Annotated in this window: 17 protein-coding genes; 7 read left to right on the forward strand and 10 right to left on the reverse strand. The window is 71.8% G+C overall.

Annotated features, from left to right (window positions below; all coding sequences use genetic code 11):
* Positions 1 to 282 precede the first annotated feature (282 nt).
* From MXD64_RS13385 to MXD64_RS13415, 7 genes are all read left to right on the forward strand, one after another.
* Positions 283 to 837 carry an alternate-type signal peptide domain-containing protein gene (locus tag MXD64_RS13385; protein WP_056070388.1) on the forward strand — a complete coding sequence of 185 codons (555 nt, stop codon included), beginning with the start codon at positions 283 to 285 and terminating at the stop codon, positions 835 to 837.
* A gap of 45 nt (positions 838 to 882) precedes the next feature.
* Complete coding sequence (locus MXD64_RS13390) at positions 883 to 1,461, forward strand: TasA family protein (RefSeq protein ID WP_071251972.1); 579 nt, start codon at positions 883 to 885, stop codon at positions 1,459 to 1,461.
* Positions 1,458 to 2,354, forward strand: a complete 897-nt coding sequence (locus tag MXD64_RS13395; RefSeq protein ID WP_020381115.1) for a hypothetical protein — start codon at positions 1,458 to 1,460, stop codon at positions 2,352 to 2,354. The genes MXD64_RS13390 and MXD64_RS13395 overlap by 4 nt, the downstream gene beginning before the upstream one ends.
* Positions 2,351 to 3,124, forward strand: a complete 774-nt coding sequence (locus tag MXD64_RS13400; protein ID WP_231564114.1) for a signal peptidase I — start codon at positions 2,351 to 2,353, stop codon at positions 3,122 to 3,124. Before MXD64_RS13395 ends, MXD64_RS13400 begins: the two co-directional genes overlap by 4 nt.
* Positions 3,125 to 3,131: 7 nt before the next feature.
* Complete coding sequence (locus MXD64_RS13405) at positions 3,132 to 3,521, forward strand: hypothetical protein (protein WP_017888408.1); 390 nt, start codon at positions 3,132 to 3,134, stop codon at positions 3,519 to 3,521.
* Between the two features lie 690 nt (positions 3,522 to 4,211).
* Positions 4,212 to 5,531, forward strand: coding sequence for a GNAT family N-acetyltransferase (locus tag MXD64_RS13410; protein ID WP_263136562.1), 1,320 nt, complete (start codon positions 4,212 to 4,214; stop codon positions 5,529 to 5,531).
* On the forward strand, positions 5,531 to 5,995 hold the full coding sequence (locus MXD64_RS13415; protein WP_017888406.1) for a DUF2087 domain-containing protein: 465 nt from the start codon (positions 5,531 to 5,533) through the stop codon (positions 5,993 to 5,995). Before MXD64_RS13410 ends, MXD64_RS13415 begins: the two co-directional genes overlap by 1 nt.
* A gap of 173 nt (positions 5,996 to 6,168) precedes the next feature.
* Here MXD64_RS13415 and MXD64_RS13420 read toward each other — a convergent pair whose 3' ends face one another.
* The 10 genes from MXD64_RS13420 to MXD64_RS13465 all read right to left on the reverse strand — a co-directional run bounded on the left by MXD64_RS13420 (position 6,169) and on the right by MXD64_RS13465 (position 19,938).
* Positions 6,169 to 7,173 (reverse strand): ABC transporter permease, encoded by a 1,005-nt coding sequence (locus tag MXD64_RS13420; protein ID WP_263136563.1) that lies wholly within the window; start codon positions 7,171 to 7,173, stop codon positions 6,169 to 6,171.
* On the reverse strand, positions 7,170 to 8,105 hold the full coding sequence (locus MXD64_RS13425; RefSeq protein ID WP_017888404.1) for an ABC transporter permease: 936 nt from the start codon (positions 8,103 to 8,105) through the stop codon (positions 7,170 to 7,172). The genes MXD64_RS13420 and MXD64_RS13425 overlap by 4 nt, the downstream gene beginning before the upstream one ends.
* Positions 8,102 to 9,904: a dipeptide ABC transporter ATP-binding protein gene (locus MXD64_RS13430; RefSeq protein ID WP_140448874.1), complete on the reverse strand. Its 1,803-nt coding sequence runs from the start codon at positions 9,902 to 9,904 to the stop codon at positions 8,102 to 8,104. The genes MXD64_RS13425 and MXD64_RS13430 overlap by 4 nt, the downstream gene beginning before the upstream one ends.
* A complete protein-coding gene (locus MXD64_RS13435; protein WP_263136564.1) occupies positions 9,901 to 11,568 on the reverse strand; it encodes an ABC transporter substrate-binding protein in 1,668 nt (555 codons plus the stop codon). The genes MXD64_RS13430 and MXD64_RS13435 overlap by 4 nt, the downstream gene beginning before the upstream one ends.
* 203 nt (positions 11,569 to 11,771) lie before the next feature.
* Positions 11,772 to 12,674: a DUF3106 domain-containing protein gene (locus tag MXD64_RS13440; RefSeq protein WP_263136565.1), complete on the reverse strand. Its 903-nt coding sequence runs from the start codon at positions 12,672 to 12,674 to the stop codon at positions 11,772 to 11,774.
* 511 nt (positions 12,675 to 13,185) lie between these two features.
* On the reverse strand, positions 13,186 to 14,460 hold the full coding sequence (locus MXD64_RS13445) for a D-arabinono-1,4-lactone oxidase (protein WP_056070354.1): 1,275 nt from the start codon (positions 14,458 to 14,460) through the stop codon (positions 13,186 to 13,188).
* Positions 14,461 to 14,477: 17 nt separating this feature from the next.
* Positions 14,478 to 16,013 (reverse strand): L-arabinose isomerase, encoded by a 1,536-nt coding sequence (gene araA, locus MXD64_RS13450; protein ID WP_017888398.1) that lies wholly within the window; start codon positions 16,011 to 16,013, stop codon positions 14,478 to 14,480.
* Positions 16,010 to 16,720, reverse strand: coding sequence for an L-ribulose-5-phosphate 4-epimerase (locus tag MXD64_RS13455; protein WP_263136566.1), 711 nt, complete (start codon positions 16,718 to 16,720; stop codon positions 16,010 to 16,012). Before MXD64_RS13455 ends, araA begins: the two co-directional genes overlap by 4 nt.
* Positions 16,717 to 18,420: a xylulokinase gene (locus tag MXD64_RS13460; protein WP_263136567.1), complete on the reverse strand. Its 1,704-nt coding sequence runs from the start codon at positions 18,418 to 18,420 to the stop codon at positions 16,717 to 16,719. The genes MXD64_RS13455 and MXD64_RS13460 overlap by 4 nt, the downstream gene beginning before the upstream one ends.
* Before the next feature lie 519 nt (positions 18,421 to 18,939).
* Positions 18,940 to 19,938 (reverse strand): LacI family DNA-binding transcriptional regulator, encoded by a 999-nt coding sequence (locus tag MXD64_RS13465; protein ID WP_263136568.1) that lies wholly within the window; start codon positions 19,936 to 19,938, stop codon positions 18,940 to 18,942.
* Positions 19,939 to 20,082 lie beyond the last annotated feature (144 nt).

The following is a 20,082-nucleotide window of genomic DNA, read 5'->3' on the forward strand; positions in this document are numbered from 1 at the left end:
TCCTCCAACACGAGGACTCAAATGCCCCCCGTTCTGGGGTCCCGGTGAACGCTCGTTCTCGCTTGTCCGCACTTTGGGGGACAGCTAACGTCGTCCCCAGAGCGAGTCCAGCCCGCCCGAGCAGCAGTCCCTGCGCTCAGAGGCCCGGCGACCGTTCTCGGCACCGGTCAGCCGCGACCCCTTCCAACCACTGGGTCGATGACAACCTCCCCACCGGGCAGGACACCCGAACGTCCCCGGTGGGCTTCAGCGCGCCCAGGCACGCAGGAACGGAACCACTCCATGCACAAGATCGTCACCGGTGCCATCGCCGGCGCAGCAGGCGTCGCACTCCTCCTCGGCGGTGCCGGCACGTTCGCCCTCTGGAACGCCAGCGCCTCGAGCGCCGCGTCCGCGGTGAGCGCCGGCACCCTGACGCTCAGCGCCAACAACGACGGCGCCTGGACCGACATCACGAACGGTCGTTCCGCCGCGATCGACCCGACGAAGGCGCTGATGGTGCCGGGCAACACGTTCCAGTTCACGCAGACGCTGAACATCGGCGCGACCGGCCAGGACCTCAAGGCCAACCTGACCTACGCCAACCAGAGCATCACCGGTGACAGCGCGCTGATCGCCGCCACGACGAAGACGCTGGCCGTCACGTCGACGAGCGCCTCGATCGTGCAGTCCTCGTCGAACGCGAACACCTTCGTCGTCTCGCCGTCGTCGTCCACCTCGACGGTCAAGGTCGTCTTCACCGTGACGCTGCCCGCCGCCGCGACCACCGGTCAGGGCGGCTCGCTCAACCTCAGCGCGCTCGCCTTCACGCTGACCCAGACCGCGATCGGTTCCTGACCCACCGATCGCACCCCACCGACCACGACGACCAGGAGCAGGGACATGACCGCCACACCGCGGACGACGGGACGCCACCGCGCCTCCCGACGCCACCGCTGGGTGTGGCCGGTCGCGCTCGGCCTGGTCGTCGCGGTCGGCACGGCGCTCCTCGGCGTCGGCGGCACCTACGCACTCTGGAACGGCACGGCCAGCACGGCCGCCACCACCGTGCGCTCCGCGACGGCGACCATCACCGTCGGCGGCACGACGGCGATGAACACCGCGGTCCTCGGGCCGGGCACCAGCACCACCGGCACGTTCACCATGCGGAACACCGGGTCGATCCCGCTCTCCGTGCGCGTCACGACGACGTCCTCGAAGTCATCCGTCGCGGCGGCGTCCGGTGAGCTGACGCTCCACCTCGCGATGGTGTCGTCGACCGCGAAGTGCGTGCCCGGGCTCACCGGCACGAGCGCGCGGCTCGCCACCTTCGACACGGGCTCCGGTGTCGTCACCCTGCCGGCCGGGGGCAGCGGCATCGCATGCCTCGAGATGGCCCTCGACGCCGACGCCCCGCAGACCGTCGCCGGCGCAACCACCGACTTCACCCTCACCGTCACCGGAACGCAGGTCGCCGCATGAACCGCCGCCTCCGGCTCCTCGTCGCCGTGCTCCTCACCGCCGTGTTCGTCGGTGGCACCTCGAGTGCCGCGTGGGCCTTGTGGAGCGCCTCGGGCACCACCGCGGCGAGCACGACGGTCGGCACCGTCACGGCGTCGATCGGCGGCACGAGCGCACTCACCACCGCCTTCTCGGCGAGTGTCACCTCGACGACGAAGCCGATCACCCTGACCGACTCGGGCACCCTCGGCGGCACCGCCACCACCACGGTCTCGGTCGCCTCCGGCAGCTCGACTGCACTCGCCAAGGCCGTCACCGTCGTCGCCTGGCCGGTCGCCTCGACCACGGCCTGCACCACGAGCACGGCCGTCGGAACCGGATCCGTCAGCGGAACCTGGGCGTCGCTGCCGAGCATGAGCGCGAAGCTCGCCGCCGGGGCCTCCGCGATCTGGTGCACGCGCAGCACCCTGCAGTCGTCTGCCCCGGCCGGTGCGACCACCACGGTGAACGTCGGCCTCACCGTCACGAGCGGCACCTGGAGCTCGGGCGTCGTCACCGGCAGCTTCACGCTGACCACCCCGGCGGCGACCGTCGACACCACCCCGTCGCTGGTCTGCACCGACCACGGCGGCTGGTACGTCGAGGTGCGCTGGGACGCCGCGAACCGCCCGCAGGACACCTGGTACGGGGCCTTCGTCGGCTCGACCCCGGTCGGGAAGAAGGCGCAGGACTACTCCGCGTTCATCACGATCGCACCGCCGGACGTCCCCGCGAGCGCCGGCACCTCGGGCACGCTCACCGTCACCGTCAAGGTGCTCGACAGCGCCGGCAACCCCACCTCGACCGTCGCGGGCACCGGCAAGGTCACGCTCTTCACCCAGGACAACGGGGCGGCGATCCGATGCGGCGCATGAGCACCCCCGCCCCACGCACCGGGTGGCGAGCGGTCGTCCGCGCCGTCGCGTTCGGGCTCAGCACCGGGCTCCTGCTCATCGTGGCTGCGCTGGCCGTCGTGCTGATCGTCGTCCCGAAGGCCACGGGGTCGATGCCGCTCACCGTCCTGACGCAGTCGATGGAGCCGACACTCCCCCCGGGCACCCTGCTCGTGGTCCGGCCGACCCCCGTCGAGGACATCCAGGTCGGCGACGTCGTCACCTACCAGATCGTCTCCGGCCAGCCCGCGGTCATCAGCCACCGCGTGGTGTCGGTGTCCTCGTCGTCGGACGGCGGACGGACCTTCGTCCTCAAGGGCGACAACAACGCCGAGGCCGACCCCGCCCCCGTCACCGCCGTGCAGATCCGCGGTGTCCTCTGGTACAGCGTCCCGGAGATCGGCCTGGTCAACCAGCTCGTCAACGGATCGCGCAGCTGGCTCATCCCGCTGGTCGCCGGCGTGCTCCTGACGTACGGCGCGGTCATGATGACCGCGGGCTTCGTCAGCACCGCTCGTCGTCGTCGGGCGGGCACCGGCCGCGGGCGTCGCAGCGCAGCACACCACGTCGAACGGAGCACCACCGAGACCACGACCCCCACCCGGTCTAGGCTCGGTGGACGTGACGGACGGAGTGCAGCGGGCGCGGGAGCTCCTCGACGCAGCGGCCCGACGGCTCCGCGCCGCGGACGTCCCCGACGAAGCGCTCGGCGAGTACGTCCAGCCGAAGGCCGTCCTCGGGATCCGTCGTGACCCCACCATGCGGCCGCTCGGGCGGGTGTGGCGGGTCGGAGCGCTCCTGATCGGGTCGTCCCCCGAGACCGCCGGCGGTGTCTGGGCCACCGGGTCGATCACCCGGGTCACCGAACCCGGTCGTTCGCAGTACCAGTCGGTCTCCGCCGAGGTCCGTCGCGCCTACCGTGCCGCCGCCGCGAAGGGACACTTCGCCGCCGGTGAGACGGTCAACCACGGCGCCGTCCCGATCCCCGTCGACGAGACCCTGGTCGCCGCCGACGGCGTGCTCTTCGTCGCCGACGACGTGCCCTCCGTCCGGTGGTCCCCGACGGCCGGCGCCGCCGTCCCCCTCGCCGACTACCTGGCCGACCGCGTCGGACTGCTCGTCGATCCCCCGCGGGGCGCGACCGACTGACACGGCACCGCCCGTCGCACGGTGCGGGGTTCGTCGTGCGGTGCAGGTTCGTCGCGCCTGCGCACCGTGCAGCGCGGGAGACTCCGTGCGCGTTCCCGCTCCCGGTGCGAGCTCCTGCCGCAGAGCCGCGGAACTGCGGAACTGCGGAACCGCGGAACCGCGGAATCGCACCGTGCCGGATCGCCCGACCCGTGCGAACTTGCCCGCCCCGTGCCCCGCCACAACCCCGCACCGAGCCGCCTCCACCGCCCCGGCCCACGAACCCCCCACCGTGCAGCTCCGGGCGAGCCCCCAGGACGCGACCACGGAACCGCACCGCGCCGGGTTCGTCGTGCGGTGCAGGGTTCGTCGTGCGGTGCAGGGCTCATCGTGCGGTGCAGGGCTCATCGTGCGGTGCAGGTTCTTCGGGCATGCGCACCGTGCCGGATCGCCCGACCCGTGCGAACTTGCCCGCCCCGTGCCCCGCCACAACCCCGCACCGAGCCACCTCCACCGCCCTGACCCACGAACCCCGCACCGTGCGCCCCGCACCCACCGCACACCGCCCACCGCCCACCGCCCCGCACCACGAACCCCGCACCCCGCACCCCGCGCCCCGCACCGTGCACCCCGACACCCAACTCCCGGCTTGTGACCCCACGCAGACCACCCGGCTGTCGCGACGTCACCCGGTCCCGATAGTGTCGGAACGTGAGCAACGATGCATTCGACGACCGCTACGAGCTGCGCGAGTTCGCGCCCGGGACGGACGGCAAGGGGGCACCGAACGCCGAGACGGCACCGTGGATGCAGGCCGTCGGGATGGGCTTCCACGAAGCCGACCCCGACGCCGAGGGCGCAGCCCGCCTGGCGTCGCACTTCATCGCCGACGAAGAGACCTTCCTCGGGGTCTACGTGCGGAAGCCGTTCCCGGGGTCCGTCGACGAGACCTGGCCGGCCGGCACCTTCACCTGGTTCCGCAAGGCGCTGAGCTGGGGAGACGGGTCCTCCGTCGACACCCAGGCGATCTCCGCGGTCACCGTCCGTCCGACCGAACGCCGCCGCGGCATCCTGCGCCGGATGATGACGCACGCGCTCGAGCGGGGCGTCGCCGAGGGCTACGCCGTGGCGTCGCTGACCGCGTCCGAGGGCACCATCTACCGCCGCTTCGGCTTCGGCAGCGCCATCCGCGAGCGCGCGATCCACGTCCGCCGCGAACGCGCGCTCCCCCTGCTGGCGCCGACCTCCGGCACGGTGTCGGTCGTGACGCCGCAGTGGCTCGCCGACGGCCCGGGCAAGGCCGTCTTCGACCGGTTCCACGCCCGCACCCCCGGCTCCATGGTCCGCAACACCGGCACCTGGGACGTCGTCTTCGGCCTGCGTGGCCCCGACGGCCAGAAGGCGAAGGACGTCCGCGCTGCCGTCCACCGGCCCGACGGTTCGGACGACATCGACGGCTACGTCACCTGGCGCGTCAAGGAGACCAGCGGTTCCGACACCGCGCTCGAGATCGTCGACCTGGTCTACGCGGACGACCGGGCCTACACCGCCCTGTGGGAGTTCCTGCTGTCGGTCGACCTCAACGACGTCGTGAAGTACAACCGGTCCCGCCTCGACGACCCGGTCGTCGCGGCCCTCGGCGACAACCGTGCGTACGACGTCGACCACGAGGAGGACCACGTCTGGCTGCGCGTGCTCGACGTGGCGGCGGTGCTCGAGTCGAGGCCGTTCGCCGCCGACGGCTCGCTGACACTCGCGGTCACCGATGCGCTCGGCCACACGACCGGCACGTACCGGCTGGACGTCCAGGAGGCCCGTGGCACCGTCACGCGCGTCGCCGACGACGTCGACGTGGCCGGGTCTGACGTCCAGCTCGACGTCGCGGAGCTCGGTGCGGTGCTGATCGGCTCGGTCTCCCCCGTCACCCTGGCGGCCGCCGGCCTGGTCCGCGCTGCGGACCCGGCGTCGGTGGAGCTGCTCCGCGCGATGCTGTTGCCGCCGCGAACGCCGCACGGCATCACGTACTTCTGATGGACGTCGCCCGGGTGGTCGGCCGGGCGCGTCAGGTCGTCTCCGTCCTGGCGTCCCCGGCCCTCCGTGCGGCGGTGTTCGGCGGAGCCCCCGCCGACGACCGCACCCAGGCGGCGGTCGGCTCGTTCGACTGGGTCACCGACGACGGCCCCGACGCCGCGGTGCTCGGTCGGACGGCACGGGAACTCCAGCGGTTGCAGTCGCCGGCAGCGGTGCTCGAGTTCGACCGGATCGAGCGGATGCCGGTGAAGGACGTCGAACGACATGCGCTGTCCGTCCGGATCGTGGAGCTCGTGTTCGAGCGCCTCGGGTGTGACCGCGCCGTGCCGGAGGCCGTGCTGAACGCCGCGATCGGCATGCTGGCGGCCGACGTGTCCATCGTGCGCCGGGATGCGGTGGACCTCGGCGTGCTGACGCGCACCGACGACGGCTCGGTCTACCGGTTCGTGGGGCGCCCGGCCTGAGGCAGCCGGGCAGGCGGAGAGCCGGGGCAGGGCGGGGCGGGCAGCCGGCGCACGGTGCAGGGTTCGTCGGACCGTGACGGGCTACCCGCTCGGTGCGGCGCCGTAGTGCAGAACGGAGCGGGCAACCTCGCACGGACCAGCGCGCCCCGCACCGTGCGACGGGCCGACCGCGCCTACGCCCGGCGCCGCACCCGCGGGTCGACGAACGCGTAGACGATGTCGACGATCACGTTCGCGGTCACGATCAGCAGCGCCGAGAACAGCGTGAAGCCGACGACCACCTGCAGGTCGAGCGTGTGCACCGCGTCGATCAGCAGCGCGCCGAGACCCTGCATCGAGAACACCTTCTCGGTGATGACTGCACCGCCGAGCAGCGACCCGAGGTCGAGCCCGAACAGCGTCACCACGGGCAGGATCGCCGTCCGGAGTCCGTGCCGCACGACGACCTGGCGCTCGCGCAGTCCCTTGGCCCGAGCGGTCCGGACGAAGTCCTGCGACATCGACTCGAGCATCTCGCCGCGGGTCAACCGGGCGTAGATCGCAGCGCTGATGAAGGCGAGCACGCACCACGGCAGGATCAGGTGGGTGAACCAGCCGACCGGGTCGTCACCGAAGGCCACGTAGCCGCTCGTCGGCAGGATCCCGAGCACGAACCCGAACAGCAGGATGCCGAGCAGCCCGACCAGGTACGCCGGCGACGAGACACCCGCGACCGCGACCGTCATCACGGCCCGGTCGACGAAGGTGCCGCGGCGCAGCGCCGAGACGGTGCCCCCGAACACCCCGGCCACGAGCCACAGCACAACGGCTCCGACGGCGATCGAGGCGGTGACGGGCAGGCGCGCGAGGATGAGCTCGGTGACGCTCTCGTGCAGCTGGAACGAGTACCCGAAGCACGGTGCCGCGCACTCGATGACGCTGTTGCCGCTGCCGAAGGTCCGGCCGGTGAAGATGCCGGCCAGGTAGGCGCCGAACTGTGCGAGCCAGGGCTTGTCGGTGCCCAGGAACGCCTGCACCTCGCGCAGTCGGTCCGGGGTGCAGGGCTTGTCGCAGATCGCCCGCGCCGGGTTGGTCGGCAGCAGCATGAAGAGCGCGTACGTGATGGCCGCGACGACGAGCAGCACGACCGCCGCACCGAGCAGGCGGATCGCGAGGAAGCGCAGGGTCGCGGCGTTCACGCGGTGCCCCCTCGCGGGTCGAGGGCGTCGCGCAGGGCGTCGCCGAGCACGTTGAAGGCGAGGGTGATGAGGAACAGTGCGGCTCCGGGGAACACGAGGTACATGGGGTCGGTCTGCACCCAGCCGATGGCGTCACCGATGCTGCGACCCCACGACGGCGTCGGCGGGTTGACCCCGACGGCGAGGAACGAGAGCGCGGCCTCGGCACCGATCATCGACGGGATCGAGATCGTCGCGTAGACGGTGATGGTCGCGGCGAGGTTCGGCAGCAGCTGCGTGCGGATGACGTGCCACCGGCCGGCGCCCATCGCGGTGGAGGCCACGACGTAGTTCCGGCTGACGAGCGACAGCGTCTGTCCTCGCACGACACGGGCCACGGCCGGCCAGCCGAAGAACCCGATGACGAGCACGACGAGCACGGGCTTCGGGAACGACGACGGCACGATCGCGGTGAGGGCGATCATGAACACGAGCGACGGGAACCCGAAGATCACGTCGACGACCCGCGAGAGCACCCGGTCGTACCAGCCGCCGAAGAACCCGGTCGTGACGCCGACGAGCACGCCGATGACGATCGACACCAGGGTGGCGGCGAGTCCGATGCCGAGCGAGGTCCGCGCGCCGTACGTGACGATCGAGAACAGGTCGCGCCCGGTCAGGGGCTCGACGCCGAACCAGTGCTCGCCGCTGATGCCGCCGCCCGGACCGCGCGGAGCACCGAACGAGTTGAGCGCGTCGATGTCGTACGAGTACGGGTCCTGCCCGGACGCCTTCGCGATGAGCGGGGCCGCCACGGCGACCACCAGGAACACCGCGATGACGACGGCCGAGGCCACCGCCCAGCGGTCCTGCCGCACCCGCCGTACGACGGCCCGGAAGCCGGTCGTACGGCCGGACGGTGCGACCGGTCGGTCCACCACGTTGGCCGTCACGAGGCCACTCCTTCCCACGCGCGCCACGCCTCGCGGCGGGCGGCCTGTCGCACGGGATCGGCGACGGGCGCTGCGGCGAGGAGCATGCGCGTGTAGTCCTGTTGCGGGTCGTCGAGCACCGCGTCGGTGCTCCCCCGTTCGACGATCCGGCCGTCGCGCAGCACGATCACCTGGTCGGCGAGCTGGCGGACGACGGCGAGGTCGTGGCTGATGAGCAGCATGCCGAAACCGAACTCCTGCTGCAGGCCGGCGAGCAGGTCGAGCACGGCGGCCTGCACCGTCACGTCGAGTGCCGAGGTCGGTTCGTCGGCGATGACGAGTGCCGGCCGCAGCGCGAGCGCACGCGCGACGGCGACTCGCTGCCGCTGGCCGCCGGACAGCTGGTGCGGGAACCGCTCGGCCCACGTCGGGTCGAGCTGCACGGCGATCAGCAGTTCGCGGACACGCTCGGCGCGTTCGGCTGCGGAGTCGGTGCCGTGCACGAGCAGCGGTTCCGCGATGCTCCAGCCGATGGTCTGCCGCGGGTTGAGCGACGACGCCGGGTCCTGGAACACGATGCCGACCCGGCTGCGCAGTTCGCGCAGCCGGCGTCCGCGAGCGGTGCGCAGGTCGCTGCCGTCCACCTCGACCGAGCCGGCGACGACGGGCACCAGGCCCGCGAGCGCGCGCCCGATCGTCGACTTGCCGGAACCGGATTCGCCCACCAGGCCGACGGTCTCACCGGCGTGCAGGTCGAGGTCGATACCGGACACGGTGGGTCCGCCTCGGCGCGAGTACCGCACGGCGACGTCGCGCAGGCGCGCCACGAGCGGACTGGGCCCACGCCGCCGGTTCCGGTCCGACGCGCCAGCGGCGGGCCGGCCGTGCCGGTGGGGAGAGGCGCGACTCGCGTCGTCGACGTCGGCCGGGGCCGAGGCGGTGCTCGCGTCTGCGGACAGATTGCGGCTTGCCGGAGCCGCGTCCGGTCCGGCAGGCCGAGTCTCGGTCGACGCGAGCGGCTCGGCGGAGCTTCCACGCGCCTCCAGGCTGGGGACGGCCGCGAGGAGCTCGCGCGTGTAGTCGGCGGTCGGGTGTGCGAAGACCTCGGCGACGGTCCCGTGCTCGACCGGGTCGCCGCGACGCAGCACCAGCAGGTCGTCCGCGACGTCCGCCACCACGCCCATGTCGTGGGTGATGAGCAGCACGGCCAGGGAACGCTCGCGGCCGAGCCGCCGCAGCAGGTCGAGGATGCCGGCCTGCACGGTGACGTCGAGCGCGGTCGTGGGTTCGTCGGCGAAGAGCGCCACCGGATCGCCGGCCAGGGCCATCGCGATCATCGCACGCTGGAGCTGGCCGCCGGACAGTTCGTGCGGGTAGGCCTTCCGGATGCGCTCGGGGTCGGCGAGCCCGGCGTCGCGGAGCAACTCGTCGACGCGGGCCGTGACACCGGCACGGTCGAGTCCCGACGGGTGTACCCGAACGGCCTCGGCGATCTGGGTGCCGATCGACAGGACCGGTGTGAACGAGTTCATCGGCTCCTGGAACACCACGCCGATGCCCGCACCACGGACGGCGCGGACGGTCTCGGTGGCGGCACCGATGAGCTCTTCGCCGCGGAACCGGGCGCTGCCCGACACCGAGGCCTGCGGCGGCAGGAGCCCGAGCACGCTCATGGCGCTGACGGACTTGCCCGAGCCTGACTCCCCCACCAGGGCGAGGACCCGGCCGGGCGTCAGGTCGAAGGAGACGTCACGGACGACGGGCTCCGCGTCGCCGAACACGACGCGGAGCCCCTCGACCTGCAGGATCGGATCGGTCACTGCTTGAGCGAGACCTTGAGGTAGTTCGGGTACGCGGGGAAGTCCGCGATCTGGAAGTTCTGCACGTTCGACCCGGCGAGGAACGACTGCTTCGCGTAGATCAGCGGCACGACCGGGGCGTCGGCCATGATCTTCTGGTCGGCCTGTGCCCAGAGCTTCTGCGCGGCGTCCTGGTCGACCGTCGAGCTCGCCTTCGCGATGAGGGCGTCGACCTCGGGGTTGCGGTACTTCGAGACGTTGTAGCCGCCGCCACCGATCTGCGACGAGGCGTAGAGCGGCTGGAGGTTGGCGTTCGCGCTCGGGAAGTCCGGCTGCCAGCTCGACAGCGACAGGTCGAAGTCGGTGCCGTTGGTGGTCGCCTGCGTGAAGGAGTCGTAGTCGAGCGGCTTGAGCGTCACCGTGATCCCGGCACGCTTCAGGCCGGACTGCAGCGCCTGCGCCTGGGCGAGGTACGTCGGGTCGTTCTGCGTGACGAGGGTCAGCTTCAGGCCCGAGACACCGGCCTCCTTGAGCAGCTGCTTCGCCTTGTCGACGTCGCCGGTGGCCTTCGTCTTGTACAGGTCGTAGTCCTGGCGCCCCGCGATGCCCGGGGTGATCAGGGTCGAGGCGTACGACCCGGCGATCGCGCCGCCTGCGGCGATCCGGAACGACTTGCGGTCGACGGCGTACTGCAGGGCCTGTCGGACCTTGAGGTCCTTGAGCGCACCGCGCTGCGTGTTGATCGCCATGTAGCTGATCGGGCCGGCCTTCGAGGTGGCGAGGCGGTCCTGGGCGGCCGGGTTGCTGCGCACCTGGTTCAGCTCCGCGGCACCGAGGTAGATCGCCCCGAAGGAGTTCTTGGCGTCGCCGTTGTCCGCGATCAGGGTCTGCGTGGCCGTGGACTGGTCCTGGCTCTCCTTGAACACGATCTTCGACGGGCCGGCCGTGCGGACCTCGTCGGTCTTCGCACTCCAGTTCTTGTTGCGGACCAGCGTGACCTGCGAGCCCTGCGTGTTCGACTGCACCTGGTACGGGCCGGACGCGACCGGCTTCAGGTCGTAGGCGCCGGTGTCCTTGCCGTCGCCCTCGGGCACCGGGGTGAACGCCGGCATCGACGCGAGCCACGGCCAGTCGCCGTACGCGGCGTTGAGCTTGAAGACGATGGTATTGTCGTTCGGGGTCTCGATGCTGTCGAGCGACTTGCCGTCGAACGGGCCCTTGTAGGAGTCACCACCGACCAGGAGCGACTTGTGGTAGCTCAGGCCACCGCTCAGCGTCGGCGCGAACGAGCGCTCGATGCCCCACTTGATGTCCTTCGTGGTGATCGGCGTGCCGTCCTGGAACTCGACGCCGTCCTTCAGCGTGTAGGTCCAGGTCTTGCCGTCGTCGCTCGAGACGCCGGTGTTGGTCGCCAGGTCGGGCACGACCTTCGCCGTCTTGCCCGGCTCGACGTCCCAGGTGGTGAGTCGACGCGCGACGAGCCCCATCGACGTGATGCCGAGACTCTGGCTGGTCGCCGGGTCGAGGTGGAACGAGGTCTGCGGCGTCAGGATGTTGAGCGTGCCGCCCTTGGCCGTGCCGTCGGCACCGTCGTCGGACGAGCCCCCACCCGAGCAGCCGGTCAGGACCAGGGCTGCTGCTGCGGCGACGGCCGCGGTGATCGTCAGGCGGTTGGGGCGTCTCATGACGGGGCTGCTCCTCGGGGAAGGGGGCGCGATCGCGGTGGCGGTCGCTGCGACGGCGGAACGGTCCACCCGCCGGGCGGCATCCATCCTGACACCGCGACGGTGGCCCGTCCGAATCTCGCGTGCGTCGGACGACGCACGACGAAACATTGCAAGCGCCGGACGCCGTCCCGCTATTCCCGATGCGTTCGCACCGTCGTGTGTCAGCGGTCGAAGAGCCCACCGAGGAAGTCGTTGCCGAGGTTCGACGCCTGCTCGCCGAGACCGGACGCCTGCTCACCGAAGCCACCGAGGAGCTGCTCACCCTGACCGGCGAGTCCCTCGACGCCACCGCTGAGGTCACCGAGCCCGAGGTCACCCATGCCCGAGGCGATGCCCTCGAAGTCCACGCCGAGGTCGGCAGCCCCGGCCAGCACCGGACCGGCGGCGGCGCTCAGCACCGCTCCCCCGGCCACCGCGGCGGCGAGGCCACCGAACGCCATCGCGCCAGCGCCGACCGCTGCACCGCCGGCGAAGGCCCCGGCGCGGCCGCGACCGTTGCCGTTGGCGTTGCCCGAGCGGCCGGAACCCCCGAGGACCCGTCGGACCAGACCCGGACGCGACATCTCCCCGCGGGTCATCGCACGGGCCATGCCGCCCGCCGAGTCGTCGCGCAGGTGCTCGTGGGGCGGGAGCTCGGAGTTCAGGCGGTCGCGGACCTGCTGGCGCTGCCCGGGGGTGAGCCGCGCGAAGGCGTCGTGGTGGACCTGTTCGAGCTGCTCCGGCGACGAGGTGCGGAGCAGGTAGTCGTACTTCGCCAGGGCGACCTTGTCGGCGTCGGCCCCGTGCTGCGGCGTGCCTGCGTGCTGCTGCTGGCCGTACTGCTGCGGCTGGCCGTACTGCTGTGGCTGGCCGTACTGCTGCGGCTGGCCGTACTGCTGCGGCGGCTGCTGCTGGCCCCGGTCGTCACCGGTCAGCTTGTCCGCGGCGCTCCGCACGATGCCACGCCAGTCCGTCCCGCCCTGCTGCGATCCGGCGCCGGGCGCGGTTCCCCCCTGCCCACGCTTCTGGAGCTGCTTGTCGATGACCTTCGAGGCCATGCCGATGATGCGGTTGAGGTTCGCCATGCCCCGACCTTTGCGTCCTCACATGTGGACGACCGGTACCGAAGCGGGGGTTCGCCGGGGCATCCGATGGGGATCCCCTGTGAGAGTCGATCTGCATATCAGCGGACACGTGCACGTAGGCTGGCTCCGGTCGCGTCACCGCCGGAGCGCGACCTGGGCGAAAGCGTGAGGCCCGGGACTGCGACAACAGTTCCGGGCCTCGATTCGCCTTCCGAGTGGAAAGCCAAGGGATGCATCAACCATCCCGATTCCAACGCTCGGAACCGATGGTAGCCGAGCCCGCTCGGCGACGCATCCCTCGGCCGAAGCTCCTCGTGTCAGCCGGCGACGACACCAGGAGGTCAGCGATGTCGAACGACGCCGATGATCGGTCCAGGCGTCGGGTGCCCTGGCTGGGGATCGCGAGCTTGCTCGTGACCGTGGTCAGGCTCCTGATCGACCTGTCCCGCAAGGACTGAGGACCCGGGTGTCCCGCACCACAGCCGGTGGTGCGGGACACCTGTCAATCGCGTCAGGACAGGATGCGCGCGAGGAACGCGTTGCGGAACCGCCCCGTGGGGTCGAGGTCACGGGCGAGTGCGGCGAAGTCGGACAGCCGCGGGTACGCCTCGTGCAGCCGCTCGGCGCCGGCAGCGGAGACCTTGCCCCAGTGCGGCCGCGGGTCGAAGGGCTCGAGGACGTCCTCGATCCGGGTGACCGCCGCGGCCACGGCGGCGGCATCCCGGCGGAACGTGAAGTGCAGACCGACCGACTGTCGGCCGGATGACGGCGCGAGCCAGGCGGTGTCGGCCGCGATGGTGCGGACCTCGGCGGCGATGAGGATCGGCGCGAACAGCGACGCCAGCGGTCGGAGCGCCTCGAGTGCCGCCACGGCCGAGGCCGCGGGGATCAGGTACTCGGCCTGGATCTCGGCCCCGGTCGAGGGGGTGAACGAGGACCGGAAGTGCGGCAGCCGCTCGGCCCACGGCCCTGGCACGCCGCCCTGCTCGGTGACCCCGGCAGGGTCGTTCTCACCCGGGTGCACCGGACCCGAGGCCGCACGTGCTCCGAGGGCCACGAGGTCGACCGTCGGTGCGGCCTCGTCGACGCGGTGCTTGACCCAGACCTGCCGGGCGCCCCGGTCGTCGAACGACGTGAACATCGACACCGAGTACGCGTCGGACATCACCGGGTCGAACTGCGCGGCCACGGCCTCCCACGGCAGGTCGAGGTGCACCGTCGTGGCGACCTGGAACGTCGGCTCGATCGCGAGCTCCACCGCGGTGACGACGCCGAGCGCGCCGATCCCCACGCGGTGGGCGTCGAGCAGCCCGTCCGGCGACGCAGCGTCGACGTGGTCGAGCGCGCCGGAGGCGCGCACCACGTCGAGGCCGACCACCGCCTGCGCGAGCGACGGGTTCCGCACACCGGAGCCGTGCGTCCCCGTGGCGACGGCACCGGCCGTGGAGATGTGCGGCAGGGACGCGAGGTTCCCGAGGGCCCAGCCACGGGCCTCCAGTCCGGCCGCGACCTGGCTGTGCGTCATGCCCGCGGCCACACGGACCACCCGCCGGGCCGTGTCGATGTCGAGCACGGGCGGCAGGTCCGACAGCGAGACCTGGACGGCATCCGTGTCGGCGATGGTGTTGAACGAGTGTCGCGAGCCGAGCGCCGTCAGGCGCGGCGTCGAGGCGACGAGCTGCTGGAGCTCGTCCACCGACGTCGGGCGGGCCAGCGCCGAGGCGCGGTAGGTGACGTTGCCCGCCCAGTTCGTGCGCGTGCGCTCGGCCGCGATCACGTCGTCCATCGTGGGTCCTGACTCCCCTAGAAGCCGCGGTCGAGACGGTGCCACGTCTGCTGGAGACGCAGCTCGTCGCGGAACCCGCGTGCGGTGGTGTGCTCGTCGATCACCAGGAACTCCGTGCCGACCATCGTCGCGAAGTCCTCGACGACCTGCAGGCCGACCGCCGTCGTCATGACGGTGTGGTGCGCGGCGCCGGCGGTGAGCCAGGCCTCGGCGGCGACGGGGAACGACGGCCGGGGCTCCCAGACCGCACGGCCGACGGGAAGCTTCGGCAGGGCCTCGGTCGGGGGCACGACGTCGACGACGTTCGCGGTGAGGCGGAACCCGTCGCGGGTGTCGGAGAGCGCGACGACGACGGCCTCGCCGGAGTCGGCGGTGAAGACCAAGCGGACCGGGTCGTCCTTGCCGCCGATGCCGAGCGGGTGGATCTCGAGCGTCGGCTTCGTGGTGGTGAGCGTCGGCGAGACCTCGAGCATGTGCGCCCCGAGGATCTTCTCGGCGCCCGGGGTGAGGTCGTAGGTGTAGTCCTCCATCAGGCTCGCACCACCGGGCAGGCCGGCGCCGGCGACGTTCATCGCGCGGACCAGGACCGAGGTCTTCCAGTCGCCCTCGGCGCCGAAGCCGTAGCCGTCGGCCATCAGGCGCTGCACGGCCAGGCCCGGCAGCTGCTTGAGCGAGCCGAGGTCCTCGAAGTTCGTGGTGAAGGCGGCGCTTCCGTTCTGCGCGAGCAGCGTGCGGAGGCCGATCTCGATGGCGGCGCCGTCGCGGAGCGCGGCGTGACGCTCGCCACCGTCGCTGCGGAGTGACGGGTCCACGTCGTAGTCGCGCTCGTACGTCGCCACGAGCGCGTCGACCGCTGCCGTGTCCGCTGCTGCGGCGTCCACCGCTGCTGCGAGCTCGTTGACCGCCCACGTGTTGACCTGCACGCCGAGCTCGATCTCGGCCTCGGTCTTGTCGCCCTCGGTGACGGCGACGTAGCGCATGTTGTCGCCGAAGCGGGTGAGCTTCAGCTCGCGGACGGCCGCGGCACCTGCGGCGGCACGGGTCCAGTTCGCGACGCGCTGCTGGACGCGCGGGTCCGAGACGTGGCCGACGGCCGTGGCGTGCCGGACGCCCAGGCGGGCCAGGGCGTAGCCGAACTCACGGTCGCCGTGCGCGGCCTGGTTGAGGTTCATGAAGTCGAAGTCGATGTCCGCCCAGGGCAGCGTGACGTTCGCCTGCGTGTGCAGGTGCAGCAGCGGCTTGGTCAGGGCCTGTAGGCCGCCGATCCACATCTTGGCCGGGCTGAACGTGTGCATCCACGTGGTGACACCGATGACCTTGTCGTCGGCGCTCGCCTCGATGAGCGCCCGGCGGATGCCGTCGGCGTCCTTGAGGACGGGCTTCCAGACGAGCTGCACCGGCAGGTGCCCGGCGAGCTCCGCGTGGACGGCCTTGCTCTGCTCCTCGACCTGGCGCAGGGTCTCCTCGCCGTAGAGCCCCTGGGAGCCGGTGAGGAACCAGACCTCGTAGCTGTCGAGCGTGGCCTGGGGGTCGACGGTGGTGTCCTGCGTCATCGCATGGCTCCTTCGGGGTTCTGTCCGTAGACGTTCTGGTAGCGATCGAAGAGTCGATCGATGTCTGCTTCGGGGATCGGGACGACCTCGCCTCCCTGCTTCGCGATGTGGACGGTCCGTGCCACGTCCTCGCACATCACGGCCGCCTTGACGGCGTCCTTCGCGTCCTTGCCGATCGTGAAGACGCCGTGGTTCTGCATCAGGACCGCACGACTGCGGTGACCGCTCAGGGTGTCGACGATGCCGTGGCCGATCGAGTCGTCGCCGATGATCGCGAAGGGGCCGACCGGGATCGGTCCGCCGAACTCGTCCGCCATCGCCGTGATCACGCACGGGATCGCCTCGGCGCGGGCGGCCCAGGCGGTCGCGTACGTCGAGTGGGTGTGCACGACACCGCCGACCTCGGGCATGTTCCGGTACACGTAGGCGTGCGCGGCGGTGTCGCTGGAGGGGCCGTGCGCGTTGCCCCAGCCCTCGGCCGGCAGGCCGTCGAGGGTGCAGACGACCTGGTTCTCCGGCGTCAGTTCGTCGCTCGACACCCCGCTCGGCTTGATGACGAACAGGTCCGTTCCGGGCACGCGCTCGGAGACGTTGCCGCCTGTCCAGATCACGAGGCCGTAGCGGACGAGTTCGCCGTGCAAACGCGCGACGCGCTCCCGCGTCGTCGCCACCGCCTGGCGTGTGGTCTCGTCGATCGCGTCCGTCATCGGGTCACTTCCTCTGTCTGGAGGCGCGGGTCGGCGCCGTCGGTCGCTTCGGTCGGTCCTGTGGTCTCGCTGGGGCGGGTCGCCGCCGCGGCGACGTCCTGCACGGGCAGTGCGGCCCGGTAGCGCTCCAGGTACGTCTGGAACCCGGCGACGTCCGCCGGCTCGGGTTCGGCCACGTGCACGGCGTCCCCGCCGAACACGGTGTCCGACAGGTAGTCGGCGAGCTGCTGGTCGGTGTGCTCGAGGTAGGCGGCCAACACCGCGATCCCCCAGGCGCCGCCCTCGCCCGCGGTCTCCTCGAGCGCGATCGGCACCCGCAACGCCGCCGCGAGGAGCCGCTGCGGGCTGCCGGGCGTCCGGAAGAGCCCGCCGTGCGCCGTCATCCGGTCCACCTGCACCTGTTCGCCGTGCAGGACGTCCATGCCGATGGCCAGGGTCGCGAAGGCGCCGTGCACCTCGGAGCGCACCAGGTTGCCGAGCGTGAAGCGTGCGCCGGGGGTGCGGAGCAGCAGGGGCCGGCCGTCCTCGACGTGGGTGACCGGTTCGCCCGCCAGGTAGTTGAAGGAGAGCAGGCCGCCGGCGTCCGGGTCGGTGTCGTCGGCGACGGCCTCGGCGAGCAGCGTGGCGTAGACGTCGTCGATGCCGATCGGCGTCGCGCCGGTCCGCTCGCTCGAGGCCTCGGCGAAGCGCCCGAACACCCGGGCCCAGCTCGCGATCTCGCTCGCGCCGTTGTTGCAGTGCACCATCGCCACGGCGTCCCCGGCCGGGGTGGTGACGACGTCGAGTTCCTCGTGCGCGGTGGTCAGCGGCTGCTCGAGCACGACCATCGCGAAGATGCTCGTGCCGACGCTGACGTTGCCGGTGCGCGGGGCGACGGCGTTCGTCGCGACCATGCCGGTGCCGGCGTCCCCCTCGGGCGGGCAGAGCGGCGCACCGGGTTCGAGCGTGCCGGTCGGGTCGAGCCAGGCTGCACCCTCGGGGGTCAACTCGCCCGCTTCGGCGCCGGCCACCAGGACCTCGGGCAGCAGGGACCGCAGGTCCGGCAGGCCGATCAGGTCCTGCGCGGTGGCGAGCATGGCGCGGTCGAAGTCCTTGGAGCCGGGGTCACCGGGGCCGCTGTCGACGGGGCCACCCTCGATGGGGAACATGCCGCTGGCGTCACCGACACCCAGCGCGTTCCGACCGGTCAGACGACGGTGGACGTAGCCGGCCAGGGTCGTGACGCCGGCGATCTCGGCCACGTGCGGCTCGTCGTCGAGGACCGCCTGGTACAGGTGCGCGATCGACCAGCGCAGCGGGATGTTGAACCCGAGGGCGTCGCTGAGCCGTTCGGCTGCGGGACCCGTGGAGGTGTTGCGCCAGGTGCGGAACGGCACGAGCAGCTCGCCCGCGGCGTCGAACGCCAGGTAGCCGTGCATCATCGCGCTCACGCCCACCGCACGGAAGGTCGTCGGGGTCACGTCGTACAGCGACTCGACGTCGGCCACCAGGGCGGCGTACGCGGCACGGAGTCCGGTCTCGACGGCATCGAGTGAGTAGGTCCAGCGCCCGTCGACGTACTCGTTCTCCCACTCGTGGGAGCCGGCTGCGATGGGGACGAGGTCCTCGTCCACCAGGCAGGCCTTGATGCGGGTGGAGCCGAGCTCGATCCCGAGCGTGGTGCGGCCGTCCACGATCCGCTGTCGGCGGTCGTCGCCCATGCGTTCCTCCAGAACCTCGTCGTCCTCAGTGAGCGCTCACATCCTGGCACGTGAGCGCTCACACACGCAACGCGGCGGCGCGCCGCCCGTCCTGCCCGTCCCACTCGTCCGCCCGCTTCCCCCGCCGGTCGAAACTCCCCGCTCAGTTCCGCCGACCGGTCACGAACCGTCGTCCGACGCACCTGCAGCCGACCATTCCTGACCGATCGACGTCCCACGCACGACGGGTCGTGACCGCGCGACGCACGAGGGCGACGACGACATGCGACCACACGCCGCCCCACACCCACGCGAGTCCTGACCCCTCGCCGCCCCACACCCGCGCGAGTCCTGACCCCTCGCTGCCCCACACCCGGGAGCGCCGACCCGCCGGACCCGCGACACCCCGAACGGCGGCGCCCGGCACGGTCACGACACCCCGTTGCCTCCCCACCGCGCGGTCACGAACGGTCGGCTGGAGGCGCGCAGAGCGACGGTTCGTGACCACTCGACCACGGCGGACGGGGTGTCGTGACCGACCTACGCCCCGACGGTGCTCTCGCGGATGACGAGCGACGGCGTCACGGCCGCCGACGCCGCGGTCCCGCCGTCGATCAGGGCGAGGAGCGCCTGCCCCGCGACGCGCCCGAGTTCCTCGAGCCGCAGGTCGACCGTGGTCAGCGGCGGCCTCGAGGCGAGCGCCATCACGTCCCAGTCGTCGAACCCGGTGACCGCGACGTCTCCGGGCACCGAACGCCCGAGCTCCCGCAGCCGGTCGCACACGCCCCGGGCGATCTGGTCGCTGCCACAGACGATCGCGTCGACGTCGGGCGACTGCCGGGCCAGCACGTCCACGGCCTGCCGCCCCCAGCGCTCCGACCACTCGCCGTACAGCGGCTCGGTGACCAGGTGCGACCCGAGCACCGACGTGGCACCGGCGACGCGTCGCGCTGCCGACCGGTGCCGCGCCGGCCCCGTCACGATCGCGACCCGCTGCTTCCCGAGCGAGCGCACGTGCGAGGCGACGAGTGCCGAACCGGCGGCGTCGTCGAGGGTGACCGACACGTCGGCGTCGTCGGTCGAGGGTGTGAAGGCGTAGACGACCGGGATCGACACATCGATCGGGGGCCGGGCGTCGGCGGAGCGGCCGGTCACGATGATGCCGTCGACACCGCGGGCCGCCAGGGAGCGCAGGTAGTGGGCCTCGCGCACGTGGTCGTCGCGGGTGTCGCACAGCAGGACGGCCATCCGCCCGGCGGACAGGGCGTCCTCGGCACCGAGCAGCACCGGGATCGAGAACCGGCCGAACGAGTCGGTGGTGATCATGCCGACGGTGTAGGTCCGCCCCGAGGACAGCGCGCGGGCACGGGCGTCGCCGACGAACCCGAGCTTCTCGGCGGCTTCCTTCACCCGCAGCCGGGTGGCGTCCCGCAGCTGTCCTGTGCCGTTCAGCGCCTTCGACGCGGTGCCGATCGACACTCCGGCGAGCGCCGCCACGTCGGTGATCCGGATCGGCTGTCCGGTGCGTTCGAGCGTCACGGCAACCACCTTTCCGATGACCAGGACGTGCCGATGACCTTACACAAAAGCACCGGAATGCTCTTGCGCGACGTGCGCCCCGTGTCGTAGCGTCCACCGCAGAAACCGTTTTCCGGATCGATGACGACCCGGACGGCCCGAGTC

It is taken from the genome of Curtobacterium sp. Arg-1 (assembly GCF_025643395.1).
Taxonomy (GTDB): Bacteria; Actinomycetota; Actinomycetes; order Actinomycetales; family Microbacteriaceae; genus Curtobacterium; species Curtobacterium poinsettiae.

Bases quoted from the DNA above. Each gene is read 5' to 3' on its own strand.
- MXD64_RS13385 (WP_056070388.1), top strand. From the start codon at position 283: ATGCACAAGATCGTCACCGGTGCCATCGCCGGCGCAGCAGGCGTCGCA.
- MXD64_RS13390 (WP_071251972.1), top strand. From the start codon at position 883: ATGACCGCCACACCGCGGACGACGGGACGCCACCGCGCCTCCCGACGC.
- MXD64_RS13395 (WP_020381115.1), top strand. From the start codon at position 1,458: ATGAACCGCCGCCTCCGGCTCCTCGTCGCCGTGCTCCTCACCGCCGTG.
- MXD64_RS13400 (WP_231564114.1), top strand. From the start codon at position 2,351: ATGAGCACCCCCGCCCCACGCACCGGGTGGCGAGCGGTCGTCCGCGCC.
- MXD64_RS13405 (WP_017888408.1), top strand. From the start codon at position 3,132: ATGCGGCCGCTCGGGCGGGTGTGGCGGGTCGGAGCGCTCCTGATCGGG.
- MXD64_RS13415 (WP_017888406.1), top strand. From the start codon at position 5,531: ATGGACGTCGCCCGGGTGGTCGGCCGGGCGCGTCAGGTCGTCTCCGTC.
- MXD64_RS13435 (WP_263136564.1), bottom strand. From the start codon at position 11,568: ATGAGACGCCCCAACCGCCTGACGATCACCGCGGCCGTCGCCGCAGCA.
- MXD64_RS13440 (WP_263136565.1), bottom strand. From the start codon at position 12,674: ATGGCGAACCTCAACCGCATCATCGGCATGGCCTCGAAGGTCATCGAC.
- MXD64_RS13445 (WP_056070354.1), bottom strand. From the start codon at position 14,460: ATGGACGACGTGATCGCGGCCGAGCGCACGCGCACGAACTGGGCGGGC.
- araA (WP_017888398.1), bottom strand. From the start codon at position 16,013: ATGACGCAGGACACCACCGTCGACCCCCAGGCCACGCTCGACAGCTAC.
- MXD64_RS13455 (WP_263136566.1), bottom strand. From the start codon at position 16,720: ATGACGGACGCGATCGACGAGACCACACGCCAGGCGGTGGCGACGACG.
- MXD64_RS13460 (WP_263136567.1), bottom strand. From the start codon at position 18,420: ATGGGCGACGACCGCCGACAGCGGATCGTGGACGGCCGCACCACGCTC.